Source organism: Pseudomonas sp. Fl4BN1 (assembly GCF_009908285.1).
Taxonomy (GTDB): Bacteria; Pseudomonadota; Gammaproteobacteria; order Pseudomonadales; family Pseudomonadaceae; genus Aquipseudomonas.
The window spans coordinates 125,563-145,392 of sequence record NZ_JAAARM010000003.1 but is presented as its reverse complement, the minus strand read 5'-3'; the positions used below and the strand labels follow the sequence as shown (position 1 = coordinate 145,392).

The following is a 19,830-nucleotide window of genomic DNA, read 5'->3' as shown; positions in this document are numbered from 1 at the left end:
ATTGCGATGAGTACCGACGACAAACGCATTCGTGAATTCGCTTATCAGATCTGGGAGTCGGAAGGTAAGCCGCAGGGCCACGAGGCCCGCCATTGGGAAATGGCCCGCAAGCTCGCCGAAGCCGAGGCCCTGGCCCCAAACTCGCCATCCAAGGCCAAATCCACCGCTGCCAAGCCGGCGAGCAAGAGCGCAGTCAAGCCCAAGGCCAAGTCGGCCGCTGCCGTGGTGGTGCCTCCGGGTGAAAAGCCCGCCACCAAGAAACCCCGAGCGCCGCGCAAACCGCCAGCCAACTGACGACACTCCTGGCCTCATTGCGATGAACCTGTGGCGCGCCCCAGCACCACAAAGGTTTCGCTCGCCCGGAGAAACCCCGGGCTCGAACCCCGACCTTATTTGCAGGAGCAACCATGAGCAGATCCAAGCAGATCCCGGCGCCTCCCCCCGGGAGTGAACCTTCGCGCATTCGTGAAGGCCTGCCCTTCCCCCTGGGCGCCACCTGGGACGGTCTGGGGGTCAACTTCGCGCTGTTCTCGGCCAACGCCGCCAAGGTCGAACTGTGTATCTTCGACGACACCGGGGAGGTCGAACTGGAGCGCATCGAACTGCCGGAATACACCGACGAGATCTTCCACGGCTACCTGCCCGACGCCCATCCCGGGCTGATCTACGGCTACCGGGTGCATGGTCCCTATGACCCCGCCAACGGCCACCGCTTCAATCCCAACAAATTGCTGATCGATCCCTATGCCAAGCAGCTGGTGGGCCAGCTGCGATGGTCCGAGGCGCTGTTCGGCTACACCATTGGCCACCCCGACGCCGACCTCAGTTTCGATGAGCGCGACAGCGCGCCCTTCGTGCCCAAGTGCAAGGTCATCGACCCGGCCCACACCTGGGGCAACGACCAGCGGGTCAGCGTGCCGTGGGACAAGACCATCATCTACGAGACCCACGTGCGCGGCTTCACCATGCGCCACCCCGCGGTCCCGGAAAACCTGCGGGGCACCTTCGCCGGGCTGATGGTCGACGACGTGCTGGAGCACATCCGCAAGCTTGGGGTGTCATCGGTGGAACTGCTGCCGGTCCACGCCTTCGTCAACGACCAGCACCTGCTGCACAAGGGCATGACCAACTACTGGGGCTACAACAGCATCGCCTTCTTCGCCCCGGACCCGCGCTACCTGGCCAGCGGCAAGATTGCCGAATTCAAGGAAATGGTCGCGCACCTGCACGAAGCCGGGCTGGAAGTGCTGCTGGACGTGGTCTACAACCACACCGCCGAAGGCAACGAGCAAGGCCCGACCCTGTCCATGCGCGGCATCGACAACGCTTCCTACTATCGCCTGATGCCCGACGACAAGCGTTTCTATATCAACGATTCCGGCACCGGCAACACCCTCGACCTGAGCCACCCCTGCGTGCTGCAGATGGTCACCGACTCGTTGCGCTACTGGGCCACGGAAATGCACGTGGACGGCTTCCGCTTCGACCTGGCGACCATCCTCGGCCGCTACCACAACGGTTTCGACGAACGCCACAGCTTCCTCGTGGCCTGCCGCCAGGACCCGGTGCTGCGCCAGGTGAAAATGATCGCCGAACCCTGGGACTGTGGCCCCGGTGGCTATCAGGTAGGCAACTTCCCGCCGGGCTGGGTGGAGTGGAACGACCGCTTTCGCGACACCGTACGGGCCTTCTGGAAAGGCGACGATGGTCAACTGGCGGACTTTGCCGGGCGCATGACCGCCTCCGGCGAGATGTTCGACCAGCGCGGCCGGCGCCCCTATGCCTCGCTCAACTTCGTCACCGCCCACGACGGCTTCACCCTGCACGACCTGGTGTCCTACAACGACAAGCACAACGAGGCCAACGACGAGAACAACCAGGACGGCAGCAACAACAACCTGTCCTGGAACCACGGCGTCGAGGGGCCCACCGACGATCCCGAGATCAACGCCCTGCGCCTGCGCCAGATGCGCAACTGCTTCGCCACCCTGCTGCTGGCCCAGGGCACGCCGATGGTGGTGGCCGGTGATGAATTCGCCCGCACCCAGCACGGCAACAACAATGCCTACTGCCAGGACAGCGAGATCGGCTGGGTCAACTGGGACCTGGACGCCGACGGCAAGTCGCTGCTGAAGTTCGTCAAGCGCCTGATCAAGCTGCGCCTGAACTACCCGATCCTGCGCCGTGGGCGCTTCCTGGTGGGTAATTACAACGAGGACATCGGGGTCAAGGACGTGACCTGGCTGGCCCCCGACGGCAGCGAGATGACCACCGAGCACTGGCAGGACGCCCATGGCCGCTGCCTGGGCATGCTGCTGGACGGCCGCGCCCAGGAAACCGGGATCCGCCGCCCCGGGGCCGACGCCACCGTGCTGCTGGTGGTCAACGCCCACCACGACGTGGTCAATTTCCGCTTGCCCCAGGTCCCCGCCGGGGAGTTCTGGACCTGCATGATCGACACCAACCAGCCGGCGGTGCGCGGCCAGGAACGCTTCGCCTTCGGCCACGAATACTCGGTCACCGGTCGCTCCTTGCTGTTCTTCGAACTCCAGCATGAGGAACAAGAGTAAGTGCGGCGTGCCGACGAATCGGCCCGCAAGCCTTGCAGCGTTCCGGCCGCTGCCGTCGCGGCAAGCCTGCCCCGGCAACCGATAGCCCCCGGGAAGGCCGCGGCAATTCGCGGAGATTCATCGAAAGGGCCTGCCCCGGAGAAAAATGCGTCTACCCTATGTACCGAATCGCAATCGATAAGTTGGCCTGCCCCCTGTGTAGAGGGGCTCGGGCTGGGTATGATTGCGCACCATCACGGCGTTCCAAAGGTATGGAACACCGGTACTTCACGCTGAGGCAACCGCCATGGAATCAGCGTATGTGCAAACCCAAGGCCGCGTTTGAACCTTCGTTCAGCGCCTTAGCGTGCGGCCGCCACAGGGATGTGACCCGTCATGAAAGCCATACCCGCACTCGATAACAGTTGGCCCAGTCAGATCTGGAACACTGCCAGCAGCCTGGCCGACCTCCCGGCCATCAACCTCTCCAACCTGGTCCCGGCCGGCTCCCGGGCGGTGATCGTCGCCCCGCACCCTGGTGACGAAGTAGTCGCCAGCGGCGGCCTGCTGCAGGTGCTCGCGCACCATGGCTACCCTTTGCAACTGATTTCCATCAGTGACGGCAGCGCCAGCCATCCAGGCTCGGAGTTGTGGCCCAAACGGCGCCTGAGTGTCTTTCGCCCCCAGGAAAGTGCCGAGGCCCTGCGCCGCCTGGGGCTGCCCCTGCACAGCCTGAAGTGGATTCGCGGTGGTTTTGCCGACAGCGCCCTGGCCCAGGGCGAGCAACAGTTGGTGCCGTTCATCAGCCGCTACTTGCGGGCCAGCGACGTGGTGTTCAGCACCTGGCGCGCCGACGGCAATCTCGACCACGAGGCGGTAGGCCGGGCGACGGCCAAGGCCGCGGCGCGGGTGGGCGCGCGCTTTCATGAAATTCCGCTCTGGGCCTGGCACTGGTCTGCCCGCGAGGAACACCAGATTCCTTGGGCGCGGGCCCGCAAGCTGCGCCTGGACACCTGGACCGTGGCGCGCAAGCGCCATGCCGTCCACGCCTACGCCAGCCAACTGCAAGCCGAGCCGGAGATCGGCCTGCAGCCGTCGCTGTCGCCCGTGCTGCTGGAGCGCTTGCGCATGCCCTACGAGATCATCCTCATGTAACGGGCCTGAAGGGCCAGATAAGCGGCACGTGCACCTCACGCTCAGCAGCCCCATCCGTCACCGTCACTGGCTCAGGGCAGCGATCCACCTCGGCGACCGCTGGTTGCTGAGCGTGGCAGTGCAATGGCCAGCAGGGGCCGCACATCCGATTCACCGAATAAATCACGCCGCCGCCACAATAGTCGTCCATGCTTTTTTCCGGACCTGGACCCCAGAGCATCCGTCCCGGGGCTGGCCTGGTCCAAGCAGAAGGAGTCAATTGATGAGCGATAAACCCACGATCGTCCTGGTCCACGGGTTCTGGGGCGGCGCAGCCCACTGGAACCGGGTCATAGTCGAACTGCTGAACCACGGCTACGAGAAAATCCGCGCGGTGGAACTGCCCCTGACCTCCCTGGCCGAAGACGTCGAGCGCACCCGCAAGCTGGTGGCCCAGCAGTCGGGGCCGGTGCTATTGGTCGGGCACTCCTATGGCGGCGCGGTGATCACACAGGCCGGGCATGCGGCCAACGTCGCCGGCCTGGTGTACATCGCCGCCTTCGCCCCCGACCAGGGTGAAAGCCCCGGCGGCCTGACCCAGGAACATCTACCTGAAGCGGCAGCCAACCTGGAGCCAGACAGCGACGGTTACCTGTGGGTACGGCCGGAGCGCTTCCAGCAGAGTTTCTGCCAGGACCTGAGCCCGCAAGAGGGCCTGGTCATGGGCCTGACCCAGAAAGCGCCCTTGGCCAGTACTTTCGGCGACACCCTGGGCGCCCCGGCATGGCGCGACAAACCCTCGTGGTACCAAGTGTCCACTGCCGACCGGATGATCGCCCCGCAGAACCAGGAACGCATGGCCGCGCGCCTGAACGCGCGCAAAGTGATCCATCTGGACGCCAGCCATGCGTCCCTGGCGTCCCAGCCGGCTGCCGTGGCGGCGCTGATCATCGAAGCCGCTGAATCCCTGTAAGCGGCCCAGGCGCCATAGCCCTGAGCCTGGGGCTTGGCTACCAATCGGCTGACCCTGCCTGAGCACCGCCACCCCGGCCCTTCAAGCCTGCGGCAGCGGTCCTTGGGGTCAGCTGTCGGGGCGCAGGATCAACACCGCCAGCGGCGGCAGGTTGAGCACCAGAGACAGCGCCTGGCCATGACTGCCCTGCTCTTCACTGAACGCTTCGCCGCCATTGCCATAGTTGGAGCCGGCATACAGCTGCGAATCACTGTTGAGCAGTTCGCCCCAGCGCCCCGCCACCGGTACGCCGACCCGGTAGGCCTGACGCGGCACTGGGGTGAAGTTGGCCACCACCAGCAACGGTTCGCCCGCCTTGCTCCAGCGCAGCCAGGCATACACGCTGTTGATCGCGTCATCGCCGATCAGCCACTGGAAACCCTGGGGGGCATCATCCTGGTCATGCAGCGCCGGATACTGGCGGTACAGGCGATTGAGATCCCCGACCAATTGCTGCACCCCGCGGTGTTCGGGGTACTGCAGCAGGTACCAGTCCAATTGCTGGTCGTGGTTCCACTCGCGCCATTGACCGAACTCGCAGCCCATGAACAGCAGCTTCTTGCCCGGATGAGCCCACATGAAGCTGAGATAGGCCCGCAGGTTGGCAAATTTCTGCCAGCGGTCCCCGGGCATCTTGTCGATCAGCGAATGCTTGCCGTGCACCACTTCGTCGTGGGAGATCGGCAGGATGAAGCGCTCGGACCAGGCGTAGACCAGGCCAAAGCTCAGCTCGTTGTGGTGATGGGCACGGTACACCGGGTCCTGCTGGATGTAGTGCAGGGAGTCATGCATCCAGCCCATGTTCCATTTATAGGCAAAGCCAAGCCCGCCCTGGGCGGTGCTCTGGCTGACCCCCGGCCAGGCGGTGGACTCCTCGGCAATCACCAGCGCGCCGGGAGCTTCCAGGGCCACCACGTCGTTGAGGTGACGCAGGAAGTCGATGGCCTCGAGGTTCTCGCGGCCGCCGTGACGGTTGGGCACCCACTCCCCGGCCTTGCGTGAGTAATCGCGATAGAGCATCGAGGCCACGGCATCCACCCGCAGGCCATCGACATGGAAGTGCTTGAGCCAGTGCAGCGCCGACGCCAGCATGAAACCGTGCACCTCGGTGCGTCCGAGGTTATAGATCAGGGTGTCCCAGTCCTGGTGAAAGCCTTCCAGGGGATTGCCGTATTCATACAGCGCGGTGCCGTCGAATTGCGCCAGGCCATGAGTATCGGTGGGGAAATGCGCGGGTACCCAGTCGAGGATCACGCCGATGTCCGCCTGATGGCAGGCGTTGACGAAAGCGGCGAAGTCGTGCGGCGTGCCGTAGCGGGCACTGGGGGCGAACTGCGACAGCGGCTGGTAGCCCCAGGAACCACCAAAGGGATGCTCCATGATCGGCATCAGTTCGATGTGGGTGAACCCCAGGTCCTTGACGTAGGGAATCAGCCGCTCGGCCAACTCGGTCCAGCTGTACTGGCGGGCTACCTCTCCCAGGTCATCGACTTCGCACTGCCAGGATCCCGCGTGCAATTCGTAGATCGACAATGGCGCATCGGCCCGTTGGCGCTCACCCCGGGCCTGCATCCATTGCTGGTCCTGCCAGTCAACCTGCAACGGCTCGGCGACCCTGGACGCCGTGTCCGGCGGCAAGTGGGTGGCCAGGGCCATCGGGTCGGCCTTGAGCGGCAGAATACCCTCGGCCCCGAGAATCTCGTACTTGTAGGCTTCACCGGACTGCAGCCGTGGAATGAACAACTCCCAGACCCCCGACGGGTGCCGCAGGCGCATCGGGTGCCGGCGCCCATCCCAGACGTTGAAGTCCCCCACCACCGAGACCCGGCGGGCGTTCGGCGCCCAGACCGCAAAGCGTACGCCCTGGACCCCGTCCACGCGAGTCAGCTGCGCCCCAAGGCAAGAGCTGAGGTCGCGATGATTGCCTTCGGCGAACAGATACAGGTCCATATCTCCTAGCAAGGGGCCAAAGCTGTAGGGGTCTTCGCTGACCTGCTCGCCCGTGGCCCACTGAATGCGCAACAGGTACGCCTGGGCCTGGGGAAAATGTCCGACAAACAAACCCGGCACCGTGGCGGCCTGAAGGCTGCCGAGCACCTGTTGCTGCTGGCGTTCCAGCACCTGCACGCTCAGCGCGCCGGGCAGGAAGGCACGGATGAATTGCCCACCAGCGCCATCCTCGTGGGGACCGAGGATGGCAAATGGATCACGATGTTCAGCCCGTACCAGGGCATCGATGGCCTTGGCCGAAGGAAGCAATGCCGTTTGGTTCTTTCCCTGTTCCTTGTTCGAGAAACTCATGACTGCTCTCCACCACTCTCAATATCGGAAAAGGGTTTCAGTTCACGCAACAGCCCGACCAAACCATGCAATGGCACGTGCAGCCAGGCGGGCCGGTTTTCCGCTTCATAGGCCAGTTCATAGGCGGCCTTCTCCAGGCTAAACAGCGCCAAAGCGGCATCCGCTGCCGTCGGTTCCTGCCAGCCATGGGCAAGATTAGCCGTCGCCAGCCGATACGCCTCGACAAAGGTACGTCGCGACGCTTCGAGGTAACGCCGGACCACTCGCTGCTGGGCCACCCCGGCGGTTTGCGAACCCTGCACCGCAAGGGCCTCAAGGGCCAACGCCGCCGCGTAGTCGAAGGAACGCAACACCCCGCTGACATCCTTGTAGGGGCTGTGCTTGGCCCGGCGTTCCACCAGGGGCCGCGCCGGCTCGCCCTCGAAATCGATCAGATAGGCATCCCCCTTGACCACCAGCACCTGCCCCAGGTGCAAGTCGCCGTGAACGCGAATGCGCAAGCCTCCCACCAACTGTCTGGCCAACTGCTGGAGGTGATCGAGAATCTGCGCTTTATGCTGCAACAATCGACTCACCTGTTGTTGATCGGCGACGCTCAGTTGGCCCTGGTGCTGCTTGAGCAACTGCAACCCGCGTTCCAACTGCCCGCCGACCTGGCGATTCCAGGCCTCGACATCCTGATCATTGCTGACCTCTGGAGCGAAATCCGGGTTGCCGTTGGCATCCGCCAGCAGCACATGCATCTCGCCCAGGCGCCGCCCCAGCAGGCCAGCGAAATCCTCAAGCTCTCCCAGGGCGTTGTAATGCTGCTCCTGCTCAGACATGGCGTCTGCCAGTTCATCTCGGATCGCCCGCTCCAGGTTGTTCCGAGTCCACTCCCAGGCATCCCCCTGATTGCTCAGGTAGCCCTGGGCAATCATCAGCAAATGCTCCTCGCCTTGATCATTGCGGCGCACTACCGAGCCCAGCAGCGGCGAGATATGCGCGAAGCCGGCAGCCGTCAGGAAGGCACCCATTTCCAGTTCCGGGTGGACACCTGGCGCCACTTTGCGAATCAGCTTGAGCACCAGGCTGCCCCCCACCACCACTGAAGAGTTGGACTGTTCCGCCGACAGGTAGCGCACCTCGGACTCGGCGGTAAGACCCAGTTCGGCCAACTGCCCGGTGCCCTCGAAGCGAATCCGCCCGGCCTGACTGTCCAGTGCGGTGCCCGCCTGCAGCGCCAGCAGCACGCTGCGCACGAAACTGTCGAGGGCGAAAGCATCGGTGATCAACCCCACCTGGCGTCCGCGGCGCACCCGGGCCATGGCCAGTTGCTGGGGCAAGGCGCTGCTGATCTGGTCTTCCGCCAGCAGGCCGAACGGCAATTGATAAAGGTGGCGGTGGCCCTGGCTGCCGACCTCGATCTCGCTGAGCAATACCGGGTGCTGGGGCTCGCCAAAGCGCACGCCATAGACGATCCGCACCTGCTCGATGGCCATGTCCTTGCCAGCGAACCAGCGACGCTTGGGCAGCCACTGGGGCAGCACGTTGTGCTCCAGGGTGGTGCGCGACGGCACTTCGAGCAATTCTTCGAGGCGTTTCTTCAGCACTAGGGTGGTGAAGTCCGGCAAGCTCTGCGCCGGTTCCACGTGCCAGCTGGGCATCTGGCTCTGCGCCGCCAGGACGAACCAGTAGAAACCGTAGGGCGCCAGGGTCAGGAGGAAACTCAACTGGCCAATCGGCGGGAAGGCATTCCCGCCAAGCATCTCCACCGGCACCATGCCGGCGAACGCCGACAGCTCCAGCTCCACCGCCTGGGCACTGCGCGATACGTTGGCCACACAGAGGATGATTTCATGCTGGCCATCGGCGGCGGTGTATTCCCGGGTGTAGGCGAGGATCCGCCGGTTGCTCGGCGAGAGCATTTTCAGGCTGCCCCGGCCAAAGGCCTTGGACTGCTTGCGCACCGCCAGCATGCGCCGGGTCCAGTTGAGCAATGAGTGCGGGTCGCCGGACTGAGTCTCGACGTTGACCGACGGGTAACCGTAGAGCGGGTCCATGATCGGTGGCAGCACCAGGCTCGCCGGGTCGGCCCGGGAAAAACCGCCGTTGCGGTCGATGGACCACTGCATGGGTGTGCGCACTCCGTCGCGGTCGCCCAGGTAAATGTTGTCGCCCATGCCGATTTCATCGCCGTAATACAGAGTCGGCGTACCGGGCATCGACAACAGCAGGCTATTGAGCAACTCGATACGCCGACGGTCCCGCTCCATCAGTGGCGCCAGGCGCCGGCGGATCCCCAAATTGATCCGTGCCCGGCGGTCGGCGGCGTAGTAATTCCACAGGTAGTCGCGCTCCTTGTCGGTGACCATTTCCAGGGTCAGCTCATCGTGGTTGCGCAAAAAGATCGCCCACTGGCAGTTGGCCGGAATCTCCGGTGTCTGACGCAGGATGTCGGTGATCGGAAAACGGTCTTCCTGGGCCAGGGCCATGTACATGCGTGGCATCAGCGGGAAATGGAAAGCCATGTGGCACTCATCGCCGTCGTCGCCCTTGGCATCCCCAAAATACAGCTGGGTGTCCTCCGGCCATTGGTTGGCCTCGGCCAGGAGCATGCGATCCGGGTAATGGGCATCGATCTCGGCACGGATCTGCTTGAGCACCTCGTGGGTTTCGGGCAGGTTCTCGTTGTTGCTGCCGTCACGCTCGATCAAGTAGGGAATGGCGTCCAGGCGCAGACCGTCGATGCCCATGTCCAGCCAGTAGCGCATCACCGAGAGCACCGCCTTCAGCACCTGCGGGTTGTCGAAATTGAGATCCGGCTGGTGGGAATAGAAGCGGTGCCAGAAATACTGGCCGGCCACCGGGTCCCAGGTCCAGTTGGACTTCTCGGTGTCGAGAAAGATAATCCGCGTGCCGGCGTACTTGTGCTCGTCATCGGACCACACGTAGAAGTTGCGCGCCGCCGAGCCGGGCTTGGCCTTGCGTGCCCGCTGGAACCAGGGGTGCTGGTCGGATGTGTGGTTGATCACCAGCTCGGTGATTACCCGCAAGCCACGTTTATGCGCCTCGGCAATGAAACGCCGGGCATCGGCCAGGGTGCCGTAGTCCGGGCTGACCCCACGGTATTCGGCGATGTCGTAGCCATCGTCGCGCCGTGGCGAAGGGTAGAACGGCAACAGCCACAGGGTGTTGACCCCCAGGTCCTTGATGTAGTCGAGCTTGGCGATCAGCCCGGGGAAATCACCGATCCCGTCGTTGTTGGAATCGTAATAGGACTTCACGTGCACCTGATAGATCACCGCGTCCTTGTACCAGAGCGGGTCATTGATAAAGGTTGCTGGGCGGGGGGTCTTCGCCATGTTCAACTCCTGGAAATGAGGTGAATGCGCCTGTCGGACGGCTGCCTCGGCGACAGAAAAAACCTCAGGGCCTTTACGCAGCAGTGAGGTCGCCGCGAGCGTTGCCTTCGTTCAAAGCCGTTGGCAGCGGCTACGCAGCAGTTCTCGCCGCGCTCAAGGCAAGCTGATACGCCAGATACCGAAGGGTTGCGCCGGCTCGAGGCGCATGAATTGGCTCTTGCCGTACCAGGTCCAGCGGTGGCCGTTCATCAAGTCTTCGCCCTGGATCGCCGCATCGTCGGGCAGGCCCAGCTCCCACAGGGGCAACTCGAAATGCGCTTCCTGGGGGTTGAACGGGTCGAGGCAGACCGCCACCAGTACGAAGTTGCCGCCATCGGCACTGCGCTTGCCGAAATACAGGATCTGGTCGTTCCAGGCGTTGTACAGCTTCAGCCCCAGGTGGCTGTGCAATGCCGGGTTTTGCCGGCGGATGCGATTGAGTTGGGCGATCTCGGCAATGATGTTGCCCGGCGCCGTGAAGTCCCGGGGGCGGATCTGGTACTTCTCCGAATCCAAGTACTCTTCCTTGCCTGGCACCGGCGCCGATTCGCACAGTTCGAACCCCGAATACATGCCCCACAACCCCGAGCCCATGGTGGCCAGCACCGTGCGGATGAGAAACCCGGGACGCCCCGACTCATGCAGGAAGCCTGGGTTGATGTCCGGGGTATTGACGAAGAAGTTCGGCCGGAAGCACTCGCGCCACGGCGACTGGTTGAGCTCGCTGAGATAGGTCGACAATTCGCTCTTGCTGTTGCGCCAGGTGAAGTAGGTGTAGCTCTGGGAGTAACCGACCTTGCCCAGGCGCGCCATCATCGCCGGGGTAGTGAAGGCTTCAGCCAGGAAGATCACCTCCGGGTGCTGGCTGCGCACGTCGCCGATCAGCCATTGCCAGAATGGCAGCGGTTTGGTGTGGGGGTTGTCGACGCGAAAGGTCTTGACCCCCTCCTCGACCCAGCCCATGACGATGTCCCGCAACTCCAGCCACAGGCTGGGTATGGCATCGGCGGCGTAGAAGTCGACATTGACGATGTCCTGGTACTTCTTCGGCGGGTTCTCGGCATATTTGATGCTGCCGTCCGGACGCCAGTTGAACCAGCCCGGGTGCTGCTTGAGCCAGGGGTGATCCTGGGAACACTGGATGGCGAAATCCAGGGCGATCTCCAGGCCATGGTCGGCGGCGGCAGCGAGCAGTCGACGGAAATCCTCGCGACTGCCCAGTTGCGGGTGAATGGCCTCGTGGCCGCCCTCCTCGCTGCCAATCGCGTAAGGGCTGCCCGGATCATCCGGGCCGGCGCTGAGCGAGTTGTTGCGACCCTTGCGGTGGCTGCGGCCAATGGGATGGATCGGCGGAAAATACAGCACGTCGAACCCCATGTCGTGGATCATCGACAGCCGCGAATGAACGTCATTGAAGGTGCCGTGGCGGGCTGGATCGTCGCTGATCGAGCGGGGAAACAGCTCGTACCAGCTGGCAAATTGCGCCCGTTCACGCTCCACATCCACCGGGTATTCGGGGCTCAGGCTGAGGTAGGGCCGGTGATCGGCCTCGGCCATCAATCGGGCACTGTGTTGATTGAGGAACAGCGCCACCTGCTCGGTCTCCAGCAATCCGCCAAGCTGCTGTTGCAGTGCCAGCAGTTGCTCGCGCAACGGCCCTTCGCTGCGCTCGGCGGCCAGTTGCACCTGGCTGCGGCCCTCCAGCAGCTCCAGGCTCACCGGCACCCCGGCCTGGTGTTTCTTTTCCAGCTCGTAGCAGAAGCTGGCGAACTGATCGATCCAGGCTTCGATACAGAATCGGTAGCGCCCCACGGACGGCACCGGGAAGCGCCCCAGCCAACCATCGTTGCCCTGGTCCTCCAGGGCCTGGCTGTCCCAGATGTCCTGCTGTTCGTCACGCCAGCGCACCCGCACCGCCAGCTTGTCGTGGCCGTCGGCGAACACCTTGCACCCTACTTCGACCTGCTGGCCGACCACCGCCTTGACCGCGAATTGCCCGCCATCGAGCACCGGGCGGGTGTTTTCGATGGCAATGCGCGGCAGCAACAAAGCCTGGGACAAGGGCAGGTGCGCCTGGTACTGCTGTTCAGTCGGTTTTTCGGTAGTCATCGAGCATCACCCCTTTCACACGTCTTCGACGCTCTGGTTGCGAGGCTGGCGGCGCCTCGGTGAATCAATGCACTTAGGTTCCGAACCATCGACAGCGGCGAAAGTTCATCGCAATGGATTGTTGAATACAGGAGGAATCAAATCCGCGCCCTCCACGATCCACCGAGGGCGCCGGTCCATCTGCAAGCACAAAGGAGGCCATAGCGATGAATATCCCGATCCCGGCAGCGACTGCCGATCCGAACATCGATCAACCGACCCTGCCCCCTAGCGAACCTGAGCCAGTCGCCGAGCGACAACCGCCGGGCAGCCCCCACCGCGCAAAGTCGATCCGACCAATGCCCCACCCCCGGTGGTGACCCATTCCAGCCCTCAAGCATAGACAGTCCCGCGCCCTATCTCGCAGGAGCCGGCACCTACAGCAAATGCGCCGCAAGTGGATGAAACGCCTGGCCGCCGATCGGTCCACCACGCCGGTTATTTCAACGCACAGACGCTCCAGGTGCGCCTGCCCGACAATGCCGCCGGCCGCATCACCAAGTCACTTGGCGGGGGCGCCAATGCGGGAGCGGATCTGCATCACCGAAGCAGAAGGCGGCGCTTTGACCGTAGCAGGCGCAATCGGCGGGCGGTGCCATATAAAGGCCATCTACGGTGATTCGGTCATTTGGCTGATCTGGATCAGGGTTCCTTGCCAAGGCCTGTGCCAGAGGCCGCTGCGGCCATCCCCAAAGGCACTTGAGGGGGTGCAGCAAGTTGTCGCAGGGGCGCGCAAATATCCATCTGATCCGGTTTTTTATAAAATACCTGAGCCTGTTATGCAAACAGATCCATGGTCATAGTTGCCGTGCCTGATGGAGGCTGATGAGCGAACGACCATGAGCGAAAGAATCCCCGTCCGATTAGTAGAAACCTTCGAACCTTCACACCCTAAACAGATGAAGTCGAAGACCACCGACAAGCAAGTCTTCACCCGTAGTTTCACTGGTTTGTTCCGTACCCTGCGCATGACCGGCGCCGGGTTCCTGTTCCTGATGTTCTTCGGCACTGTCTGGTTGAACTGGGGTGGCCGCCAAGCGGTGCTCTGGGACCTGGCCGAAAGCAAGTTCCACATCTTTGGCGCAACCTTCTGGCCCCAGGACTTCATCCTCCTTTCGGCCCTGCTGATCATCTGCGCCTTCGGCCTGTTCGCCATCACGGTGTTCGCCGGCCGCGTGTGGTGCGGCTACACCTGCCCGCAAAGTTCCTGGACCTGGCTGTTCATGTGGTGCGAGAAGGTCACCGAAGGCGAACGCAACCAGCGGATCAAGCTGCAAGCCGCGCCCTGGGGCCTGAACAAGCTGGCTCGACGCGCGATGAAACACACGCTGTGGCTGGCCATCAGCCTGCTTACCGGCCTGACCTTCGTTGGCTACTTCACCCCGATCCGCCCCCTGGCCCAGGAACTGCTGACCCTGCAGATCGGTGGCCTGAGCCTGTTCTGGGTGCTGTTCTTCGCCGCCGCCACCTACATCAATGCCGGCTGGCTGCGTGAAGCGGTGTGCATGCACATGTGCCCTTATGCGCGCTTCCAGAGCGTGATGTTCGACAAGGACACCCTGACCATCTCCTACAACCCGGTCCGTGGTGAAAGCCGTGGCCCGCGCAAGCGCGATGTGAAACCTGCCGATGTCGGCCTGGGTGATTGCATCGACTGCCAGGTGTGTGTCCAGGTCTGCCCTACCGGCATCGACATCCGCGACGGCCTGCAGATGGAATGCATCGGCTGTGCCGCCTGCATCGATGCCTGTGATTCGATCATGGACAAGATGGGCTATGCCCGCGGCCTGATCGCCTATACCTCGGAGCATGAACTGCAAGGGGGCAAGACCCATCTGCTGCGGCCGCGCCTGGTGGGCTACAGCCTGGTGCTGCTGGTGATGATTGGCGCCCTGGCCATGGCCCTGGTGCAGCGGCCGATGGTGTCGCTGGACGTGAGCAAGGACCGTGGTCTGTTCCGCGAGAACGCCCAGGGGCAGATCGAGAACATCTACAGCCTGAAGATCATCAACAAGACCCAGGAATACCAGCAGTACCGCGTAGCCCTGGTAGATGGCGATGGCTTCGAACTGCAGGGCAAGACCGAGCTGGGCCTGGCCCCGGGAGAAATCACCGACCTGCCGGTTTCCGTGGCGATGATCCAGGACCGCCCGCAAAGCAGCTCCCAGGCCATCACCTTCAAAGTCACCGACAGCGACAAACCCGGGGTCTACGCCGTGGCCAAGAGTCGTTTTGTCGCCCCGATGAACCGCTGAACCTCTAGAATGCCGTGGCGAGAGGGGCGTGCCTCGATTGAGGCCGCCCCTGCGGAGCCACCGGCAATGAGCGTTCACGACCGCCATGGCGGTCAAGTACCTCCCCACTCCCTCGCCACCGCACACACGTTGACTCAATGACCAGACTGGATCTTCAACCGCAGATGAAACGCTACGAAAAATTCGCCGAGGACATCGCCGAACTGATTCGCTCCGGGGTCCTTGGCCCTGGCCAGCGTGTGCCTTCGGTGCGCTACGCCAGCCAGACCTACGGGGTCAGCCCGTCGACGGTGTTCCAGGCCTATTACCTGCTGGAGCGCCGCGGCCTGATCCGCGCCCGCCCGCGCTCCGGCTACTTCGTCAATGCCCATGCGCCGAGCCCGTTTTCCGAGCCGGTGATCAGCAGCGAAGTCAATGAATCCACCGAAGTCGATGTCAGCGAGCTGGTGTTCTCGGTGCTCGACTCGATCAAGGACCCGAGCACCGTGCCCTTCGGCTCGGCGTTCCCCAGCCCGACCCTGTTCCCCCTGCAGCGCCTGTCCCGCTCCCTGGCCAGTGCCAGCCGCGAAATGGACCCGCGGGTGGTGGTCACCGACATGTCCCCGGGCAACCCGCAACTGCGCCGGCAGATCGCCCTGCGCTACATGGTCGCCGGCCTGATGCTGCCCATGGAGGAGCTGCTGATCACCAACGGCGCCCTGGAAGCGCTGAACCTGTGCCTGCAGGCCGTGACCGAACCCGGCGACCTGGTAGCCATCGAGGCCCCGGCCTTCTACGCCAGCCTGCAAGTACTGGAGCGGCTCAAGCTCAAGGCGGTGGAAATCCCCGTGCACCCGCGCGACGGCATCGACCTCGGGGTGCTGGCCCAGACCCTTGAGCGCCACCCAATCAAGGCCTGCTGGTGCATGACCAGCTTCCAGAACCCGATGGGCGCGAGCATGCCCGAGGCGAAGAAACAGGAGTTGGTGGAGCTGTTGCGCCAGCACCAGGTGCCGCTGATCGAGGACGACGTTTACGCCGAGTTGTACTACGGCCAACAAGCGCCGAAGCCGGCCAAGGCCTTCGACACCGAGGGCCTGGTGATGCACTGCGGCTCCTTCGCCAAGAGCCTGGCCCCGGGTTACCGCGTCGGCTGGGTGGCTGCAGGGCGCTATGCGCAGAAAATCGAACGGCTGAAACTGATGACCTCGCTGTGCGCCTCGATGCCGGCCCAGGCGGCGATTGCCGACTACCTGCAGCACGGTGGCTACGACCGCCACCTGCGCAAGTTGCGCTATGCCCTGGAAGAACAGCAGAGCGCGATGCTGGCGGCGATTGGCCGTTACTTCCCGGCCCAGACCCGAGTCAGCCAGCCGGCGGGCGGCTACTTCCTGTGGCTGGAACTGCCGCCGCAGATGGATTCGCTGAAACTGTTCCAGATGGCCCTGGCCCAAGGCATCAGCATCGCCCCCGGGCCGATCTTTTCCCCGACCCAGCGCTTTCGCAACTGCATTCGCCTGAACTACGGCAGTCCGTGGAATGAAGCCATGGAACAAGCCATGGAAACCCTGGGGCGGATCATCCGTTCTTTCTGACCACCAGCCCGTCTGCAGGAGCTGGCTTGCCAGCGAAAGCGTCTTCAGGATCGTGGCACAATCCAAGGCCCCTTTCGCCGGCAAGCCGGCTCCTACGCAGAGGTGCTCGATACGCGGGCCGCCGAACAATCCCCTTGCCCCCGCCCCTCAATTCCTTCAGCATCCGCGCTCCATTTTTCCAGGGACCGGAACACGTCATGGTCGAAGACCTGTATTACGACGACTACCCAGAGGCCAAGGCCGAACTGCTCAAGGCCATTGAACGCGGCCGCCTGCCGCTGCTGACCCAGGAGCTCAACGCCTACGACTGCATCCAGGCGATCTTCGAACTGGATGCGATCAACAACCCCAAGGACGAAGAGGACGCCTTCTTTGACCTGGCCCTGGCCCTGATCGGCTGGATCCCCGGCCCCGGCCAAGGCCTGAAGATCCTGCTGCGCCTGATCAACCGCGCGCCCCAGCGCCACGCCGAAAAGCTCTTCGACCTGATCCGCCACACCCTGCTGGCCTGCCGCCTGAAGACCAGCCCCGAACAGTTGCTGGAGAAGTGCCTGGAGCCACAGCGCCTGGCCGAGGAACTGCCCGAGATCATCAGCGGCGTGCGCGCCTCCTCGACCTTCAACAACCTCACGCCCCAGCAGCAACGCCTGGTGATCCACAACCTCAACGAAGCCCAGGAACACACTGAGTTCCTCATGGCCTCGGTGCAAGAACGCATCGCCCCCTGGGTCGCCGAACAGCGCAACAGCTCGGCCGCCGCCCACAGCCGTGGCCCGGCCCTACAGCCCAAGCCGCAATCCTCACTGGAAGCCGGCACGTCCACCATCAACCGCGCAGCGCCGCCTGAAAGCCGCGATGCCGCAAGCCTCACCCGGGACATCAACCAGGGCATGGAACACCTCACCGGTGAAGACCACTGGCTGGAGCTGAACCTGCATCACCCCAACCTGGAGCCGGTATCCGGCGCCGCCTACCGAGTGATCTTCAGCGACGGTTCGCAAGCCGAAGGCAACCTAGACGAACAAGGCTTCGCCCGCCTGGAGGGCATTCCTCCCGGTCCGGCCAAGGTGTATTACGGCGAAGACCCCCGCCCCTACCTGCGCCTGCCGATCTCGGCCCTGCCCGCCGATGCGCAGCAGCTGGAGGAAGAGCTGGAGCAGCTTGACCTGGAGCCGGCCGAAGTGGACCTGGCGACCCTGCTGCTGGAAACCTCGCAGCGCAAGGCGCCCTTCACCCTGATTCCCGTCTACTGAGGCCAGGCACCCAGATGAACCGCAGACAAGTGTTTCTCAGCCACGCGCATTACCACCGTTACCTGGAAAGCCTGGCGGGCACCGAAGCCCGCTGGCAGATGCACTCGATGACGGCCGACAGCCCCGAGCAGGAAGCCGCCCTCAAGGCCGCAGAAGTCAAGGACGCGCGCCTGGACCACCTGGTCCTGAACTACACCGGCGGTGCGCCCATGGCGGCGTTGGCCCAGGAGCTGGACGGGGTGATCGAAGGCTACGAGGACTACCAGCGCAAGCTGGGGCTCTGCGAAGAGCTGCCGGACATCGCGCCGCTGAACATCGACGACTACCTCGACCAGTACGAGGAATACGTGCAGGTCATCAGCCTGTGCATCCTGCTGCAACGCAGCGACCTGCTGCCCCGGGTGGCGCTGTTGCAGGACCGTGCCGGCTATCGTGCCGAGGACACCCTGATCGAGGACCTGCTCAAGCCCTACCTGGCGGACCGCACAGACCTCGATGAGTGGTACCACCCCATGTACTCGCCCCTGATCTGGGCCATCTACAGCGAAGACCCGGACGAGCCCCGGGAACTGCTGGTGGAGTACTGCAACCAGTGGTACCAGGCCTTCGAGCACGCCTCGTGGTACGACAGCCACCTGGACATGGACGAGGGCGGTTACTACGTCGGCTACTGGGCCTTTGAAGCCGCGGCGGTGGCCTACCTCTACGGCCTGGACGACAGCGCGGTCAAACACATGGTGTTCCCGCGGGAGATGCTCGAATACGCCCGGCGCTTCACCCCGCCGCCGATTCCCCTCCACTGAGGCCGGGTACTGACATGCAACGCAGGCAAGTGTTTCTCGACCACAAGCAGTACCTCATCCTCCTCGAGTTCCTGGCGGGGGCCGAAGCCCATTGGCAGACTCACTCCCTGGAAGAGGATTTCCCCGGACAGGAAGCTTCGCTCAAGGCCTGGGAGGTCAAGCAAGCGCGTCTGGACCACCTGATCCTGGGCTACACCGGCGGCAAGGACATGCAGGAGTTGGCCGATGAGCTGGACGCACTGATCGGCAGCTACGAGGAGCACCAGCGCACACTGGCCCTCTGCAATGAAATACCGGATATCGCACCACTGAACATCGAGGACTACCTCTACCAGTACGAGGAATACGTGCAGGTCATCAGCCTGTGCATCCTGCTGCAACGCCGCGACCTGCTGCCCCGTATGGTGGCGCTGCAGGACCGCGCCGGCTACCACGCCGAGGACACCCTGATCGAGGATCTGCTCAAGCCCTGCCTGCCGGGCCGCGCAGACATTGATGAGTGGTACCACCCTGTCTACACGCCGCTGATCAGGGCCATCTACTGCGATCAACCGGACGAGCCCCGGGAACTGCTGGCGGACTACTGCAACCAGTGGTACGAGGCATTCGAGCAGGCCCCATGGCACGACTCCCACCTGGACGGTGAGTCCTACTTCGGCTACTGGGCCTTTGAAGCCGCGGCAGTGGCCTACCTGTACGGCCTGGACGACAGCGCAGTCAAGCACATGGTGTTCCCGCGGGAGATGCTCGAATACGCCCGGCGCTTCACCCCGCCGCCGATTCCCCGGCCAGCGGCGCAGGACTGATACGTCCCTTTACCTCCCCTCCACACAGGTTATGCATTGCCCATGAAGTCCTGGATCAAGACCCTGCTGATCACCCTGCTCGCGGCCGCCTTGTGCCTGCTGCTGACCCGCCTTGTACTGCCCCCGCTGCTGATGCTCCTGGTGCAGCCGAGCTGGGAAGGCGCTGGGTGGTACTGGGCCAATCTGCTGCTGGCCGGTTTCCTTGCCGGGCTGCTGGTGGCTCCCCTGCTGCGCACCCGGCGTTATTACCCGGTGCCGCTGCTGCTTCTGTTGTCCGCCCTGGTGGTGGTCGGCAGCTGGGCGCAGAACCGTTGCAACGACGCCCAGTTACAGGCCATCGAACAACTGGCGATGCGCAGCGCGAGCCATTCGAACCTGGGTATCTCGAATGAGCAGCCACCGCCTTCGGCGCCAGTGGACTTGAGTGCCGTAGCGGGTGTCTGGGCGGATGAACAAGGCTACGGATTTGGCTACAGCTGCACCCGCCCGGAGGAAACCCTGGGGTACGTACTGCTACTGTCGCTGAGCTTTGGCATCAGCGTGCTGGGGCTGTTGCTGGCCTTGCTGATCGGCCCCGGCCGACGCCACGCCAGGTAGGAACTGGCTTGCCAG

General features: G+C 63.7%; 13 protein-coding genes. 10 read left to right on the top strand and 3 right to left on the bottom strand.

Annotated features, from left to right (window positions below; all coding sequences use genetic code 11):
- Positions 1–6: 6 nt before the first annotated feature.
- The 4 genes from GV818_RS04495 to GV818_RS04480 all read left to right on the top strand — a co-directional run bounded on the left by GV818_RS04495 (position 7) and on the right by GV818_RS04480 (position 4,656).
- Positions 7–294, top strand: coding sequence for a DUF2934 domain-containing protein (locus GV818_RS04495; RefSeq protein WP_161775889.1), 288 nt, complete (start codon positions 7–9; stop codon positions 292–294).
- A 113-nt stretch (positions 295–407) separates the two neighbouring features.
- Complete coding sequence (gene glgX, locus GV818_RS04490) at positions 408–2,570, top strand: glycogen debranching protein GlgX (RefSeq protein ID WP_161775888.1); 2,163 nt, start codon at positions 408–410, stop codon at positions 2,568–2,570.
- A 375-nt stretch (positions 2,571–2,945) separates the two neighbouring features.
- Positions 2,946–3,704 (top strand): PIG-L deacetylase family protein, encoded by a 759-nt coding sequence (locus tag GV818_RS04485; protein WP_161775887.1) that lies wholly within the window; start codon positions 2,946–2,948, stop codon positions 3,702–3,704.
- 262 nt (positions 3,705–3,966) lie between these two features.
- Positions 3,967–4,656, top strand: a complete 690-nt coding sequence (locus tag GV818_RS04480; RefSeq protein ID WP_161755025.1) for an alpha/beta hydrolase — start codon at positions 3,967–3,969, stop codon at positions 4,654–4,656.
- A 108-nt stretch (positions 4,657–4,764) separates the two neighbouring features.
- Here GV818_RS04480 and glgB read toward each other — a convergent pair whose 3' ends face one another.
- The 3 genes from glgB to GV818_RS04465 all read right to left on the bottom strand — a co-directional run bounded on the left by glgB (position 4,765) and on the right by GV818_RS04465 (position 12,488).
- The gene (glgB, locus tag GV818_RS04475) at positions 4,765–6,996 is read right to left on the bottom strand and encodes a 1,4-alpha-glucan branching protein GlgB (protein ID WP_161775886.1); all 2,232 of its coding nucleotides are present in this window, start codon (positions 6,994–6,996) and stop codon (positions 4,765–4,767) included.
- Positions 6,993–10,340 carry a maltose alpha-D-glucosyltransferase gene (gene treS / locus GV818_RS04470; protein WP_161775885.1) on the bottom strand — a complete coding sequence of 1,116 codons (3,348 nt, stop codon included), beginning with the start codon at positions 10,338–10,340 and terminating at the stop codon, positions 6,993–6,995. Before treS ends, glgB begins: the two co-directional genes overlap by 4 nt.
- A gap of 153 nt (positions 10,341–10,493) precedes the next feature.
- Positions 10,494–12,488 (bottom strand): alpha-1,4-glucan--maltose-1-phosphate maltosyltransferase, encoded by a 1,995-nt coding sequence (locus GV818_RS04465; protein ID WP_161775884.1) that lies wholly within the window; start codon positions 12,486–12,488, stop codon positions 10,494–10,496.
- Between the two features lie 878 nt (positions 12,489–13,366).
- Between GV818_RS04465 and ccoG the strand changes: the two genes are divergently transcribed.
- The 6 genes from ccoG to GV818_RS04435 all read left to right on the top strand — a co-directional run bounded on the left by ccoG (position 13,367) and on the right by GV818_RS04435 (position 19,815).
- Positions 13,367–14,782 carry a cytochrome c oxidase accessory protein CcoG gene (gene ccoG / locus GV818_RS04460; protein ID WP_161775883.1) on the top strand — a complete coding sequence of 472 codons (1,416 nt, stop codon included), beginning with the start codon at positions 13,367–13,369 and terminating at the stop codon, positions 14,780–14,782.
- Positions 14,783–14,946: 164 nt separating this feature from the next.
- Positions 14,947–16,356: a GntR family transcriptional regulator MpaR gene (mapR, locus tag GV818_RS04455; protein ID WP_161755034.1), complete on the top strand. Its 1,410-nt coding sequence runs from the start codon at positions 14,947–14,949 to the stop codon at positions 16,354–16,356.
- Positions 16,357–16,553: 197 nt separating this feature from the next.
- Entirely contained in the window at positions 16,554–17,609 is a 1,056-nt protein-coding gene (locus GV818_RS04450) for a hypothetical protein (RefSeq protein WP_161775882.1), read from the top strand.
- A gap of 14 nt (positions 17,610–17,623) precedes the next feature.
- Entirely contained in the window at positions 17,624–18,412 is a 789-nt protein-coding gene (locus GV818_RS04445) for a PoNe immunity protein domain-containing protein (RefSeq protein ID WP_161775881.1), read from the top strand.
- A 14-nt stretch (positions 18,413–18,426) separates the two neighbouring features.
- The gene (locus GV818_RS04440) at positions 18,427–19,218 is read left to right on the top strand and encodes a PoNe immunity protein domain-containing protein (RefSeq protein ID WP_161755040.1); all 792 of its coding nucleotides are present in this window, start codon (positions 18,427–18,429) and stop codon (positions 19,216–19,218) included.
- Positions 19,219–19,260: 42 nt separating this feature from the next.
- Positions 19,261–19,815 (top strand): hypothetical protein, encoded by a 555-nt coding sequence (locus GV818_RS04435; RefSeq protein WP_161755042.1) that lies wholly within the window; start codon positions 19,261–19,263, stop codon positions 19,813–19,815.
- Positions 19,816–19,830: the final 15 nt, after the last annotated feature.